Source organism: Paenibacillus sp. FSL H7-0323 (genome assembly GCF_038002725.1).
Lineage (GTDB): Bacteria > Bacillota > Bacilli > Paenibacillales > Paenibacillaceae > Paenibacillus_AQ > Paenibacillus_AQ odorifer.
Genome location: NZ_JBBODB010000001.1, coordinates 4,097,083 through 4,112,517 on the forward strand (window position 1 = coordinate 4,097,083; position 15,435 = coordinate 4,112,517).

Below are 15,435 nucleotides of genomic sequence, written 5' to 3' on the forward strand. Positions count from 1 at the left end.
ACAGAAGAATCTTAAGTTCAATTAAAGCAACCTTTAAGCAACTTATTTCAGCTGCCAATCGCTAATATTGAAGTCTTTTTTCGCTAACTTCTCTTCGACGAGGAAGTTTTTGGTACCGTCCAGCAGCTTTGTTCCTTCATCAGTGAACGCAGTATCCTTGATATCACTAATCGGATTCACTTGCTTCGCCAGCTCAGGCGTTGTATCTCCGATTTCAGCCAGAAATTGATAATACTCATCTTCATGCTGCTTCAAGTCTGCCAAGGCTTTCTCTCTAGCTTCGTTCCATACCTTCGGAAAATCAGGGAATTTCGCCAGATAATCCTCAGACACAACTGTTGCGCTAGAACCAAGCAGGTTCGGGTGCTTCGAGGCATCATCCAAGTGAGTGTAACCTTGGTCAATCAGCTTCAGCGCAGGAACACCTAGATTTGTTGTAGCATCTACATCTCCACGGGCTAAAGCTGCAGTAGCATCAGGAATGAGCATATGCACGAGTTTGTAGTCGGTCACGCCTTCTTCCTGTAGTAATCCAACTACATAACGGTGCATGAAGGAGCCTTTTTGAATCGCGATAGTTTTACCTTGCAGATCTTTCACCGTCTTGGGCCCATCCTTCTTGCCGATCAAATAACCAATCGTGTTCGCGGAAGATTGTGAAATCAGACGGGTCTTGGCTCCAGAAGCGTAGGCAATAATAGCAGGTGTATCTCCAAGGCTGCCGATATCCAGCCGACCACTAATCAAGGATTCTGTCTGATCCGGACCGTTTGGAAAGCCAGTAAGCTTCACTTCAGTAATGCCGTATTTCTTCAACTCTTCTTGAATAATCCCTTTATAAAAGCCCCAACCCTCTGCACCGCCGGGCACATTCAATTTGTTGGAACCGATAAACCCAAAGTTCAATACCGCTGGAACATTGCTCGTGCTCGTGGCCCCTTCTCCCGCCTTCTCCGTATTTGATCCCCCGGAGGCAGATGCTCCATTGCCGCCCGTATTATTTCCGCAAGCCTGAAGCACCAGCATGGCCATCATAATTGTAGTTAAAAGTGCAAACCGAATCTTCCTAGAACGTTTCCCTTGAATCTCTCTGTACGCTTGTTTCATTGTTTCTCCCCCTAGGTTTATGCTATTTATTTAAATCTTGATCCAGCTCAGAACCCTGCCCTCGACGCCAATTTATACATAAAGTCATGGCTTGCCACCGGCTGCCTGCCCTTACCCCAGCCTACTTTTTCACGATAACCGCCAAGTAGTTTCTGCTCCTGAAGTTCCGCTTCTGTCACACCAATAATATTCTCAGAGTCTGGTGCAACGTAGAGAGCATCGACAGGACAATACAGCTCACACATAAAGCAAGTCTGGCAATCACTCTGCCGGGCAATAACAGGAATGCCATCCTCTACCCGTTCGAAAACATTAGTCGGGCAGACAGATACACATTGGTTGCACTCTACACATCTGGCAGCGCTGATCACCTCAATCACGATAGAACACCCTCCTTAGCCACGGCTTCCGTCTTCACCCATACCTGATCTAATCCGCCACTGATCAAGCGGTGATGCTGGCCATGATCTGTAGCCTTGAAATCCTCACGCTTATGCATGCCTCTCGTCTCTGTACGAGCAAGTGCAGAATTGTACATCCAGCGGGCTGTTGCGGTCATGGCTTCGGCTTCCCGTGCCTTGACCCCTTCTGGCGTACGCTGAATTTCGCGGCTTCGTTGCTCTTTCCACAATCCATCCAGACGATCTAGTGCAGACGTCAGCCCTTGTTCTGTCCGGAACAAATTGATATCATACGGCTTCACCTCAGCCTGTACAGCAGACACATACTCTGCTGTTTGGGCTGCCACTCCCGGCTTCACTTCCTGATGCACCAGTGGTGATGATGATAAGCCGACTGGACTACGCTGCGCAGCGTGCGACCCCAGACTCTGTGCATAGACAGCAGCTCCTTCACCAGCAAAAGAACCTGAAGACATCGCCCACGCCGCATTATGGCTGCCACCGCCAGTAAAACCTCCGCAAATCAGCTCGCGGGTAGCAGCATCTCCTGCCGCGTAAAGTCCGGGAACACCTGTGCCGCAGCTTTCATCTGTAATATGAATGCCACCCGTCCCCCGAACCGTGCCTTCGAGCCGCAAAGTAACCGGAAACGCATCCTTGAACGGATCAATTCCCTGGCGGTCAAATGGAAGGAAAAAGTTCGTCTGCGCCACCCGCAGCAGCGGTCTTAAATCCTCTGGTGCCCCATCCAGCTTGGCGTACACCTGATTACCTGCCAACAGATTCCGGGCAATTACAGAACGGCCTTTCTTGGAACCGGCTCCCTCCACAATGCTTCCATCCTCATAATAAAAGCTGGCATAGCTGTAATACGCCGTCTTGGTCACCGAAGAGAACGTAGGGCAGATCGCATAGGCATTGGAGAATTCCATGCCGGACAGATTCGCCCCAGCCTCAGCAGCGAAGAGATAACCATCTCCGGTCAACACGTTGCAGCCAAGTGCCTTGCTTAGGAAGGCGCAGCCTCCGGTAGCAATAACGACTGCTCCTGCCTGAACAGTCCAGGTTTCTCCACTCTGGGTATGAACTCCAGCCGCTCCAGCTACGCCATGCTCATCTGCCAGGAGTTCCAAGGCTGGGCTGTGATCTAGAATTTTAACGCCTGCCTTTTTCACCAGCCTACGCATTAATTTCATATATTCCGGTCCTTGCAGACTTCTTCGGAATTGATTGCCCTGCTCATCTACGGGGAATGGATAACCGGAAACACCCAGCTTGTTCATATTGGCATAGGTTTGATCCAGCACCCGGTCCATCCAGCGAGATTCAGCCAGCTGCCCGCCAAGCGCATAACGACTTGCTTTTGCCTCTTTCCGGAGCTTCTCATCCGGCTTCACATACCAGACTCCCGTTCCCGACGGTGCCGTTGCCCCACTTGAACCGCAGTACCCTTTATCTGCAAGGATTACTTTGGCCCCCTTCGCTGATGCAGTAAGGGCTGCCCACGTTCCTGCCGGACCTCCTCCGATAACGAGCACGTCTGCCACCAAATTCACCGATCCTTTTTTCACCGATCCACTCATATGTTTAAGACCTCCTCAGTTTGTTTAGCCTTCGTAACTATCGCGCCAGAACAGGAACTTTCGTTCAATAATCCGGAACAAGGAATCGATCAGCTTACCGACAATTGCGAAAATAATAATGCCTACGAATACAACCTCTGTATTAGAGTTCTGCTTCGCTTCATTGATAAGAAACCCAATACCTGACTGTGATCCAATAAGCTCTGCTACAACCAAACCAATCCAAGCTACAGCCAGCGACAACCTTAGCCCTAACAAAATTCCAGGCAGCGCCGCCGGGAGTATAAGCCTGCGCAGCTTCTGATATGGACTGAATCCCAATACACGAGCTACTTCGAACAATTTATTGTCCACATTGCGGATGCCCATAAACGTATTAATATAGAGCGGAAAAAATGAGCCTGTCATAATGATCACAACTTTTGACATCTCTCCAAACCCGAACCAGAGAATAATGAGCGGCGCTATAGCTAAATGGGGAACAAGCCTAAGCACTTGTACGCTAGGATCGAGCACATATTCTACACTGCGAAACAAGCCAGTCAGTACGCCGAATAGAAGACCCAACACACCTCCAATAAGAAATCCGATGCCCGCCCTACCCATGCTGACACCCAGATGATGAGTTAACTCTCCAGTAACCAACAAGTCGGTAAAAGCTCTTGCAATCGAAAGCGGAGTCGGCAAAAAGGTTGCGGAGACCAGCCCCGTACTCCCTGCCAGCTGCCAAAGGACTAACGTCACCACCGGGATAATTGCACCCATTCCCCAATCAGAGAGCAGGGTTTTCCATGCAACTTGTATTGCAGGTTTCTTCGGTGTCTTCTTGGATAAAGGAGCTGTGCCGCTGCTATCCAGCGTTTCTCTGGCTCTTTTAGTATTTTTGATAATAGCTTCTACTCCATCGCTCATGGTGCATCCCCCTTTTGTTTAATGAGCGTTCAAGGTTATCCGCGATAACTGTCTTGCCATCTCAACAACCGTCGTTCAATGTAACGAACAATGGAATCACTCAACAATCCAGCTACGGCAAAAATAATAATTCCCACGAACACCACTGGTGTGTCCGCGAATTGACGCGCGTCGGACATCATGTATCCAATGCCTGAGGTAGATGCAATAAGCTCTGCCACTACTAACCCCAGCCAAGAAAGCCCTAGAGAGAGACGCACTCCAAGAATAATGTTCGGCAGCGCTGCTGGAAGTACTAACCTGCCAATCTGCTTCAATCGGCTGAAGCCAAGTACCCGGGAAACTTCGAACAGCTTGTTATCCACGCCGCGAATTCCCATGAACGTATTGATATAAAGCGGGAAAAAAGCTCCCTTAGCAATCAATAGCACCTTCGACTCCTCACCGATCCCGAACCATAAAATGAACAGCGGTACTACCGCCAGACTGGGAATCATGCGGATCATTTGCAGGGAAGGATCTAACAGCTTCTCCGATCTGCGGAACAGGCCTACGAGAAGTCCTAACAGCAGACCCAGTCCACCACCTAGCAGGAATCCAGAAAAGGCTCTGACCAAGCTGATTCTAAAGTTCGGCCACAGATCGCCTGAAGCCGCTAAAGTTACAAAAGATTCCGCAATCGTATACGGCGTAGGGAACAGCATCTCCGAGATCATTCCATAATGCCCGAGCGTCTGCCACAGAATTAGCACACTGCCCGGCAGCAAAAGACCAAGTCCTAGTGTTGCCACCTTTCCGGGTCTTCCGGAAGTTCTTATGACTACAGCCCGATTTGTCATACTTTGAACCCACCTTTTTTCAGCTTTACAATCACTTTAAATAAACAGAAAGAGACCCTCGAATGTTAATGCCTTCGAAAGTCTCCATGGGTATGGTCGACCTATTTTATATTCCGGCTCCGTCTGTAAGCTCTAGCTCATCTACCTTTTCAAAATAATTCAACACCTTCAAACGCAGCTCTTGAAAGGATGTCGTTGTTTTTTTCCGTGGATACGGTAAATCTATCGGTACAATTTTACGTATTTTCCCGGGACGCGGCTCTAGAATCACTACCCGATTCCCCAAGAACACAGCCTCATCAATATCATGTGTCACAAAAATCATGGTTGTTTGGTTAGCCCGCCAAATGTCCAGCAATACCGTCTGCATATGAGCCCGAGTGAATGCATCCAGTGCACCAAACGGTTCGTCCAGCAGCAGTATTTTCGGATTGCGCAGAAGTGCACGAGCTATTGCCACCCGCTGGGCCATCCCTCCCGACAACTCGCGGGGATAAGATTTCTCAAATCCATTTAACTTCACCAGATCAATCAATTCATCGACCTTCCGCCTAACCTCCTTGTTCCCTAGCGGTAAATCAGAGGCAATATTCTTCTCAACGGTAAGCCAGGGAAAGAGGCGATGCTCCTGAAAAATAAAACCCTTATCGATCCCAGGACCCCCAATCTCCGCCCCTTCCAGGGTGACACTGCCAGTGTACCCGCTATCCAGACCGGCTACGATGCGTAATAGTGTACTTTTTCCACAGCCGCTGGGGCCGATGACTGTAATAAATTCGCCCTCCTGTACATGGAGATCTACATTATGGAGTGCTTGAACATGACCACCGGCAGACTCAAAACGTTTATTTAGGTTCGAAATAGACAGCAACGCTTCTCCCACCTTGACCCCTCCTTTAATCTGTATGGACAAAAAAAACAGAGGCATTGCGTTTTTACATTCGCAATACCTCTGTAGGAACAGTCGGCAATCATTATTCAAAGTAAATCAATTGGAATTATAATATTTAAAATATCATCGATTTTATAAGCTGTCAACAAAAAACAAGCCCTTTTATGGAATAGAAGTGGAGTTATTTCTAGTTCATAAGTTAGAAAAGCAATGAATTTAATCACTTTTAGTAGGATGAAAGTATTAAAAAACTTTGCTTTTGCGTCGATATAATGAAGTAAGCTTATGACAAATTGGTTCTAAGGAAGGGGCTTTTGCTTGAAAAGCATATCATTAAAATGGGGAGCAACACTTGTTGCCCTTAACACCTTGTTCGGTGGTACTCTCTATGCATCTGCAGCTGAAATCACTCCACCGTTCTCCGATTTAACCGAAATACAACAGACGAAAAGTGCCGCAATCCTCGAGGCTGCTCGTCTAGGATTGCTTAAAGGCGATCCCAATGGACAATTCAGACCCACTGCAGCTATGACTCGCCAAGAGCTGGCAGCCATTTTAGCGAAGACCTTAAAGCTAGATTCCTCAGTGAATTCCGCTTCTTCCTTTAGAGACGTATCTGATTCCAGTTGGAGTGTCTCCGCTATTGAGGCTGTTAAAAAGGCAGGATTTATGGAGGGTGATCTTACAGGTAATTTTAATCCATCCAGACCTGTAACTAGGGAAGAGCTTGCAGTTATATTTGTACGTGCCATCCGCGGAACTGGAGCACAAGGCGGACAAGCCAACAAGGTTAATGACGAATCCACAATCAGCAATTGGGCAAAAGAGTATACTGATGTCGCACTACGTCTTAAACTTATAGACTCTCCCGAAGATATGTTCAGCCCCAAAGGTACTGTTCAGCGGCAGGATATGGCTTCTTTTCTGCTGAATATTTTTAAAGAAGAACAACAAACTGCAACGATCGACAATATAGATGGAGATTTCGTAACGATCAATGGCACGCCTTACCTCATTGAAGGTACACTCAAAGAATTAATGGGTGATAGCAACCATGATGCTTTAAGAGGAGCTGTCCTTAAGTTCAATTCCTTGAATCGTCATGTAGATGGTTTGCAAGAGCTTGAAATTGTACAAAAAGGGGTTCAACTAAATACCTCCGGCTTTCCCTCCGGTTCTTTGCTCAATATTTCTGGAAATGATGTTGTTATTAAAGGTAATGTTACCGGTGATCTAAAGATTAAAAATGGCGTTTCGAGTATAACTTTTCAGGGCCAAATTGGGCAGATCATTGTGGACTCTATAACTCCAGTTACTATTCATGGCAGCGGTCCCCTGCAAACCTTAAAAATAGTCGAAGGCGGCGCTAGGATCACCATCGATCCCTCCTTGTCTATTCAAAATCTGCAGTTGCCTGGCAACAGTCTGCCTTCACATTTCATAACAAATTACACAGCCATTCAAGATAATATCCAAAAGGTTCAAAATGCATCAGGAGCCGTTGCTCCTGCATATACTTCGTCCACGTCTGCTAACTCCGTGAGCGATCCGACTCCGAGTCCTACTCCGACGCCTACTCCCGTAGCGACTCCTGAGCCTACTCCGGTCGCGACTCCGAGCCCTACTCCAGTGGCGACTCCTAGTCCTTCTCCGGTGACGACTCCTAGTCCTTCTCCGGTGACGACTCCTAGTCCTTCTCCGGTGACGACTCCTAGTCCTTCTCCGGCGACGACTCCTGAGCCTACTCCCGTAGCGACTCCTAGTCCTTCTCCGGTCGCGACTCCGAGCCCTACTCCGGTGACGACTCCGAGCCCTACTCCCGTAGCGACTCCTGAGCCTACTCCTGAGCCTACTCCTGAGCCTACTCCCGTAGCGACTCCTAGTCCTACTCCGGTGACGACTCCGAGCCCTACTCCCGTAGCGACTCCTAGCCCTACTCCGGTCGCGACTCCTAGTCCTTCTCCGGTCGCGACTCCTAGTCCTACTCCGGCGACGACTCCTGAACCTACTCCGGTCGCGACTCCTAGTCCTACTCCGGTGATGACTCCTAGTCCTACTCCGGTCGCGACTCCTGAGCCTACTCCCGTAGTGACTCCTAGTCCTACTCCGGCGACGACTCCTAGTCCTACTCCGGTGACGACTCCTGAGCCTACTCCCGTAGTGACTCCTAGTCCTACTCCGGTGAACCATGCACCAGTCGTGCAAAATAATATTGATCCAATATCTGCTCTGATCACAAGTGGTGTCCAAAACGTCGACATCAGTAATGTGTTCATTGATCCGGACGGCGACCCGCTTACATTCGCAGCTGCATCCTCTGACGCTAGCGTTGCCACTGTATCTGTAAATGGGAATCATCTCAACCTTGTGCCGGTCGATTCAGGCACAGCCATGATTACAATAACAGCAATGGACGGCCAAGGTGGCGTTAACACTGCTACTTTTGCATTCACTGTAACGTCTAATCAGCCACCAATTGCGATATCTGGAATCACTACTCAACTCTTAACACCAGGTATCACTGCACCACGTACATTTGATCTGGCCCAGCTTTTTCAAGATCCCGACAATGACATGCTTACTTATTCAGCTTCTATAGATAACTTAAATGCTGGTACACTTAGCCTTAATGGCAACACTCTGACGGTAACTCCGGCAGCTAATAGTTCAGCTAGTGGTTTAGTGACCCTCACAGCAACGGATGATAAAGGAGGTTCAGCTACCTCAACTTTCACCTTGATTACAGCCCAGCTTGTAAACAACGGCTTTGTGCCAATAACCACCAAGCAAGGTGTATCCAATATTTCCTTCGATATTTCCAAGCTGATTCCTAATGAGAGTCAATTTAAAGTGTATACAGAAAGCAGCACAGGTTCATTGAGCGGACCTGCAACTCTGAATGGAGCTATATGGAATGGTCCTACAAGTCCAGGAACGGTATGGATAGTAGGTTCTGATGGCAAAGCGGTTGTATTATCTATAAGCGTGGCTTCACAGGGTACCTCTGAGCTATTCTTCTCAGAGTATCTGGACGGCGGTGACGGCAGAATCGCAGTTGAGCTGTACTATAAAGGAAATGGTAATCCCGCAGGAAAAGCAGAAGGTTACACCCTTGAAGTTCACCAATTTATGAAAGCCACCCAAACCAAACAGGTTTATTCCCGGCCATTATTTCCTGTACCTGTAGCAATGCCGTATATGTTTATAGATTCTACTTTTGGGGACGCATTTGATTTAATGAATATCTCCTATTACAATGATGAACTGAGTCTATATAATCCAAAAACATATAATATTACAGCATTAGTACTGAAGAAAAACGGCCAAATCGTGGATGTTCTCGGTGACCCTACCTCTACTCAGCAATTCCTCTCCACAGGTGGAACTATTGTCCGTAAATCTGGTATATACACTGGATCACAGCAGTATTCACTTGAGGGCGAGTGGAATCAATATCCCAAAGGAACTTACCAGTATTTTGGAAGCCATACTCCTTAAGCAGCCCTTTCTAATGTAAAAAACAAGCAGGCAGTGAGCCTCCAGATATTGGAGAAACACTGCCTGCTTGTTTATCTGCATTGCGTAGGGTTAAGTCGACTTTGGGTAAACCTCGGAATAACTCCTCCGGATTCCCCGTATATTTTAATCGCCGAATCTAAACCCAATCTTTGATTTAGTTGCATTCTGTACACTTATTTCGTATAAAAAAGGGGTTGTCCTGAATATAACTGTATTCTATACAATTAAAATCCAGAAAAACCACCTTTAGCTGAGGAAATCATGAAAATAAGTGTACTGAATACAGCTATTTTTTGGGGACAATTTATTCGATGAGTTATAACTGTACAAAATACACTTATATGCTCCCACCGTCACTCCAACCTATGTCTACCGCTTCAAAATCTGCATTTTGCCTCCACTTGTTACTTATACTTCTGCATCTACTCCCTCTACTCCCACTACTTCCTCTACTCCCTCTACTCCCACTACTTCCTCTACTTCCACCACTTCCACTACTTCCACTACTCCTACTCCTTCTACTTCCTCCACAACTTCTACCGTTTCAAAATATCACTTCAAGCATATCGCTCCCCCGGCTCTTAGCAACGCTGCTTACATCAGATATCTTAAATATAAATACACGCTGGAGATCACAATGGACAACAGCATTAAAGGAAATCCGACCTTCAAATACTTCATGAATGTAATCGGGTACCCCTCTTTTCCTGCCAAACCCGCCACGATCAAATTAGCACTCGCACCAATCAATGTGCCATTGCCACCCAGACAAGCGCCTAAGGCCAAACTCCACCATAACGGCTCCAAATTGCTGATCCCCATATTGCCCATCTCCTGAATCAGCGGGATCATAGTTGCTACAAAAGGGATGTTATCCAGAAATGCCGAGGTAATGGCGCTGACCCATAAAATCATCATTGAGCTCATCAGCACATCACCATTCGTTATTTCAATCGCTTTTGCTGCCAGCTCTGCAATCACACCTGTCTCTACAAGCCCTGACACCAACACGAACAGTCCGATAAAAAAGAAGATCGTAATCCATTCCACGCTGTGAAAAGCTTTTTCCAGCATATGTTCCCCTCCGGTCAGCAGCAGCAGTAAAAATGCACCAGCCAGTGCAACCGTAGCGGACTCCAAATGTAACGCCTGATGTAAAAAGAACCCGGCAATCGTAATTGCCAGTACGATCAAACATTTTCGCAGCAACTTATGATCTGTAATCATAACCTTCTCATCCATGTCCATGATGCTCTGCTGCAGTTCAGGTGTAGTTTTAATTTGTTTACCGAACATCAATAACAGCAGCGGGATATACGCCAAAACAATGATGATAATCACGGGTGTCAGATTGCTAATAAAAGCCATGAAGGTCAGCTCCTTAACCGCACTGCCAATCATGATATTAGGTGGATCTCCGATCAAGGTTGCCGTTCCGCCTACATTAGATGCGATAATTTGTGACATCAAAAAAGGCAGCGGATGTATGCGCAGTTGTCTTGTAATACTGAAGGTGACTGGCACCATAAGCAGCACTGTCGTCACATTATCCAAAAAGGCTGAAGCCACTGCGGTAATCACAAACAAAGCAATCAGTATTCTCTTCGGCTTCCCCTTCGCCAACTTAGCTGATTTCACAGCTGCGTATTTAAAGAGCCCCGTCTCTGCGGTAATCCCTACAATCATCATCATCCCTACAAGCAGTCCTATAGTATTAAAATCGATGTGCTGCAATGCCGTCTCCTGATCCACAATGCCCATCGCTATCATGACGATAGCTCCTAACATCGCCAGAATGGTACGGTGAATCTTTTCGGAAATAATAAGTCCATAAATCAGCAGAAAAATGCCTATCGCCCAAACCGCTTGCTGTTCCATAATATCCCTCGGTCCTTCTATGTAATTTCGTTAACTTACAGTCTACTCATACTATAACCTTATTATCATAAAATAGATTTGTATTTTTCGCACTGGGATTGTGGAATCATTCCACTAAAAAACGACTCTGCCGGATGTTTATCGGAGAGCCGTTGTAGATTCGATTATTTCATTTTCAGAGCCTGAGGCTCCTTGAAAGCAGTTAACTTCCCTTTACTCTGCACAATAATCATCCCATCCTCCAGCAAGGTTGGGCCGAATACTCTACCTGATGTTTTGAGCTGCACGATAGGTTTGGCGGTAATTAGATCAATAGCAACCAATTTCCCATCGGTCTGGGCAACATACATGCCATGTCCGAGCAGATCGAAGCGGGCAATCGGATTGCTGATTCCTCCGTACTGGAACACAGATTTATTAGACATTTTAACACCATAGATGCTCTGTTCGTTACTAAAAAGAATTCTTCCATCATAAGGACCCGCCGCGTAGGATAACTTAGCTCCGATGGATTCATACGAATAATTATCTCGTGTTACGGCAGCTGGATCAACATTTACTAGGTAGCCATAGACTCCTTTTTGTCCCCCAATATATATCCTGTCCCCAATGATCCAGGCTCTGCCTCCGCTAGTCATATATTCTTCTTCTGGTTTCGGATGATTAGGATCTATATGAGCGGGGTTATACTCTACAGCCTTTACAAGCTTACCTGTCTTCACATCCAAATGATCGAGTGTCGTCAAAGGAAGAGGGTCTACCAATGTAGCTTCCCGTTGTGAGATAAGCGTAGTCCCCTCTGCTGCAATCGGAAGACTATGATTACCACTATTCCAAAGCTCTTTACCTGTTGTTCGATCAAACGCATGTAAAATGTCATACGTATACGCTCCGGACTCTGAGTTTTGAGCTAGCACCAGATTCCCCTCAACCATAAATGGTTCAAACAGCATTTCGCTGAAATTATCGCGCCACTGCAACTTGCCATCTTTCAGATTGTAGGCTTGAATATCGCCATTAGCAGCGAATAGCTGCTCTTTATCAATTAACAATTTACTGACACCTTTACTGGTTGCCGATGAGCTCCATTTATTTTTGCCCGTAGCCGCGTTAACTGCATAGATCGTACCTGCCTCCGAAGTGACGTAAGCCACGCCATCCTGATAGAGCAGCGGCGTTGTTAATTTGGAGCCGTATTTCCACATTACTTTTCCAGTCTGGACGTTAATCGCTAAAAGCTGACCCTTTTGAAGGATAAAAGCTTTGCCCGCTCCGACTGCAACAACACCCTTACCCATGATATAATCCGACGGCACATCTTTCAAAGCTGGCAAATCCATTGTTGTTGACCATTCAACCTTCGCAGCAGGCAGGTTTGCATAGTAATCATCACCATTCGAGCCTATAAAAGAGGTGTGTGGATCAACCGCAGCTGCTTGTACCGGATTTACCATAAGCAATACCCCTAAACCAATAACTGCAGTACGAAGATAAGATTTCAATATTGTTCCTCTCACCACCAAACTCCTCCTCATATAAGTAACTGCCTCATTTGGATAGCTTCTTAAAATCAAATATAATAATATTGGACGAGCAGGACATAATCCTTATGGATTATTATTCCATTTTGTCAAAAACAACAGAAGAATTCAAAACATTTACTCACAAACTTACATTTTGTAAGTCATTGTGTTATAATAATCACATTCCTCCATACACGGACAGGCTTTAGCAAATATATGAATAACAAGGGGTTTGTGAGCATGAGTAACGAAGCAACGGCAGCACCAGCATCCGATTTTGAATTTGGTATCTATACCTTAGGAGACATCGTAGCGGATTGTCATACAGGGAAGAAGATCAGTCCAAAACAACGTCTCGACGAAGTTGTAGCTGCAGCTAAGCTGGCAGATGAGGCGGGACTTGATGTATTTGGTGTAGGTGAGCATCATCGTCTTGATTTTGTAATTTCTTCGGTGCCAGTGGTGCTGGCTGCCATTTCTCAGGTTACTAACAGAATTAAACTAACGAGCGCAACAACCGTATTAAGCACCATTGATCCTGTACGGGTGTTCGAGGATTTCGCCACACTTGATTTGCTGTCGAATGGACGTGCAGAGATTATTGCGGGGCGTGGTGCTTTTGTGGAGTCTTTTCCGCTCTTCGGGTATGAGCTTGAAGATTATCACCGTCTATTCTCCGAGAACATCAATTTACTCTTGGAGCTTAACAAACATGAAGTTATGAACTGGGAGGGCTCCTTCCGTTCATCGCTGAAGGATTCGGAGATTGCTCCACGTCCATTGCAAGAGAATCTTCCGCTCTGGATTGGTGTAGGCGGTTCTCCAGAAAGTGCGGAGAAGGCCGGGATGCTCGGGACCGGAATGGCTATCGCCATCCTAAGCGGCAGTCCAGAGCCTTTTCAAGAGCTTGCCGCAACCTATCGGCGTGCCGGAATTCAAGCAGGACATTCACCTGAAGATCTAAAGATTGCGATCACTAGCCACGGCTACATTGCTGAAACCTCACAGCAGGCGTTGGATGAATATTACCCTTACTACTATAGTTACCGTAACTCTATCAGTCCAAAACCGGGTCAAGAGTACAAGGTGTCTCGTGATGACTTTGGGCAATATGTATCTGCTGATAACACGATGGCTGTAGGCAGCCCGCAGCAAATTATCGAAAAAATTCTCTATCAGCATGAGCTGTTCGGTCATAGCCGCTTTATGACTCAGCTCGATATCGGCGGCCTTCCTTACGCTCAGGTAGCCAAAGCCATTGAACTTTTGGCAACAGAGGTTGCACCTGTCGTACGGCGCGAGATCGCCAAGAAGAACAGCCGTTAGAATGGAATACCAAAAAGGGGCCCTCAAGCCAACGGCTGAGGCCCCCTTTTTATAAAAAAAAATCACGCAAAGGATGGTTTATTATTATCTACTTTCCCGCTGATAAGCTTCTTATATTCGTCGTCTCCGCCGTCCAAAGAAGGTGCAGTATAAATCTGAGCTGAAGCTGGCTGCTGAGCAGAATGACTCGAGCCTGCTTTTCTTTTGGTGCTTTTGTCATCGCCGCCTGCACTCCTGCTCCCACCACTCGCAGATCGGAGAACAGCATCGGATAAGCTGTTAATACCTTTTATTCTCTTCATGCTGAATCCTCTCCTACTAAATGATTGATGGTACGGAATAAATCCTGATTATTCCCAACTACCGCCTTAAGATCATCTGCAGATAATCCATCACTTCCTGAGAAATGAACGGAAAGAACATACTTCTTACCTAGAGGATAGCATAGGATATATACCTCTGCAACTTCCGTGCGTTGAAAAAAAGTCCATTTACTCGATAAAAATGCATCTACCACACTAGGCTGCTTCTCATTCCCTTTCGTTACAGACAAGGGATAGGAGTGACCACGTCCGACATTCCCCCCCACCTGAACAAGTTGTTCCTTCTCTTGTGCCTGCCAGATGGCTGCACCGATTACACGACAATGCTTCGGAGGTAAAAAGGAATTGCGTATCGCCTCACTAAGTGCGTGATATTTATCTCCATTCTCGGAGATGGTCACATTACTATTATATTGCCAAAAAAAATGAAGGATACTTTCCTTGCGCCTTAAATCCATCTTTAGCTGCTCTAAATCTTTAAGCGGGTCACGGAATCTTCCACGTTCTTGAATACTATCAATAATCTTACCACAGCTCACATCCACAGCAGCCGTAGGATTATCGTGATGCACTTCATACTCTAAAGATGTAATTCCCGCTAAATCAGATAGCAGATGATATTCTTCTACATTTTCTCCAGGGATGAGATCATCACGCGCAGTTACCTGATCAGGCACTAGACAAAAAACACGGCTGCGCCGTAATCTAGCCCAAAACAAACCCATTTCAAACCCCGTATTATCGCGGGTCACATAATAATATTTACCACGGATTTTGGCGACATCATCTGGCGAGAACACAAATACGGCAAAATCGCTCTCATCCAAATTTCGCTCCAACGCCTCCATAGTGTATTCATTCGCCCGAAAAGCGTTGGCATACCAAGGATGCACTTCAGCATCCCTCTTCAGCTGCTCATGAATCGCTCTTGCATAACGTATAGACTCCCTGGAAGATCCAATGAATAGCTTTGGTTTAGTCACGGCAATGCTCCTTCATCCTCTTTCCCGATATGTAATAATTATACAAGTCTTTAGACCACCAGAAAAGAGGCCATATTCTCAAAAAATATTATTCTAAACCTCGTAAATTGGGTAAGGAATTACGACTACTCTCAAAAAGCGAGGATACT

General features: G+C 46.3%; 12 protein-coding genes. 2 read left to right on the forward strand and 10 right to left on the reverse strand.

What is annotated here, in order from left to right:
- Positions 1–42 precede the first annotated feature (42 nt).
- From MHH89_RS18535 to MHH89_RS18560, 6 genes are all read right to left on the reverse strand, one after another.
- Positions 43–1,107, reverse strand: coding sequence for an ABC transporter substrate-binding protein (locus tag MHH89_RS18535; RefSeq protein WP_076282670.1), 1,065 nt, complete (start codon positions 1,105–1,107; stop codon positions 43–45).
- Positions 1,108–1,154: 47 nt separating this feature from the next.
- Positions 1,155–1,487: a 4Fe-4S dicluster domain-containing protein gene (locus MHH89_RS18540; protein WP_076307272.1), complete on the reverse strand. Its 333-nt coding sequence runs from the start codon at positions 1,485–1,487 to the stop codon at positions 1,155–1,157.
- Complete coding sequence (locus MHH89_RS18545) at positions 1,484–3,091, reverse strand: FAD-dependent oxidoreductase (protein ID WP_036680291.1); 1,608 nt, start codon at positions 3,089–3,091, stop codon at positions 1,484–1,486. The genes MHH89_RS18540 and MHH89_RS18545 overlap by 4 nt, the downstream gene beginning before the upstream one ends.
- A 24-nt stretch (positions 3,092–3,115) precedes the next feature.
- Positions 3,116–4,003 carry an ABC transporter permease gene (locus tag MHH89_RS18550; RefSeq protein ID WP_339188546.1) on the reverse strand — a complete coding sequence of 296 codons (888 nt, stop codon included), beginning with the start codon at positions 4,001–4,003 and terminating at the stop codon, positions 3,116–3,118.
- A gap of 35 nt (positions 4,004–4,038) precedes the next feature.
- Positions 4,039–4,842: an ABC transporter permease gene (locus MHH89_RS18555; protein ID WP_076128755.1), complete on the reverse strand. Its 804-nt coding sequence runs from the start codon at positions 4,840–4,842 to the stop codon at positions 4,039–4,041.
- A gap of 106 nt (positions 4,843–4,948) precedes the next feature.
- Positions 4,949–5,770 carry an ABC transporter ATP-binding protein gene (locus MHH89_RS18560; RefSeq protein ID WP_081389081.1) on the reverse strand — a complete coding sequence of 274 codons (822 nt, stop codon included), beginning with the start codon at positions 5,768–5,770 and terminating at the stop codon, positions 4,949–4,951.
- A gap of 282 nt (positions 5,771–6,052) precedes the next feature.
- Here MHH89_RS18560 and MHH89_RS18565 point away from each other — a divergent pair, with 282 nt between their 5' ends.
- Positions 6,053–9,232, forward strand: a complete 3,180-nt coding sequence (locus MHH89_RS18565) for an S-layer homology domain-containing protein (protein WP_341087815.1) — start codon at positions 6,053–6,055, stop codon at positions 9,230–9,232.
- Positions 9,233–9,847: 615 nt separating this feature from the next.
- Here MHH89_RS18565 and MHH89_RS18570 read toward each other — a convergent pair.
- Positions 9,848–11,131, reverse strand: coding sequence for an ArsB/NhaD family transporter (locus MHH89_RS18570; RefSeq protein ID WP_036680299.1), 1,284 nt, complete (start codon positions 11,129–11,131; stop codon positions 9,848–9,850).
- Positions 11,132–11,295: 164 nt separating this feature from the next.
- A complete protein-coding gene (locus MHH89_RS18575; protein ID WP_341087817.1) occupies positions 11,296–12,648 on the reverse strand; it encodes an outer membrane protein assembly factor BamB family protein in 1,353 nt (450 codons plus the stop codon).
- A 246-nt stretch (positions 12,649–12,894) separates the two neighbouring features.
- On the opposite strand from MHH89_RS18575, the gene MHH89_RS18580 reads away from it, so the two are divergent.
- A complete protein-coding gene (locus tag MHH89_RS18580) occupies positions 12,895–13,980 on the forward strand; it encodes an LLM class flavin-dependent oxidoreductase (RefSeq protein ID WP_341087820.1) in 1,086 nt (361 codons plus the stop codon).
- Positions 13,981–14,042: 62 nt separating this feature from the next.
- On the opposite strand, the gene MHH89_RS18585 is transcribed toward MHH89_RS18580, so the two are convergent.
- Positions 14,043–14,282: a hypothetical protein gene (locus MHH89_RS18585; protein WP_036680302.1), complete on the reverse strand. Its 240-nt coding sequence runs from the start codon at positions 14,280–14,282 to the stop codon at positions 14,043–14,045.
- Entirely contained in the window at positions 14,279–15,286 is a 1,008-nt protein-coding gene (locus MHH89_RS18590) for a TIR domain-containing protein (RefSeq protein WP_175617364.1), read from the reverse strand. Before MHH89_RS18590 ends, MHH89_RS18585 begins: the two co-directional genes overlap by 4 nt.
- Positions 15,287–15,435 lie beyond the last annotated feature (149 nt).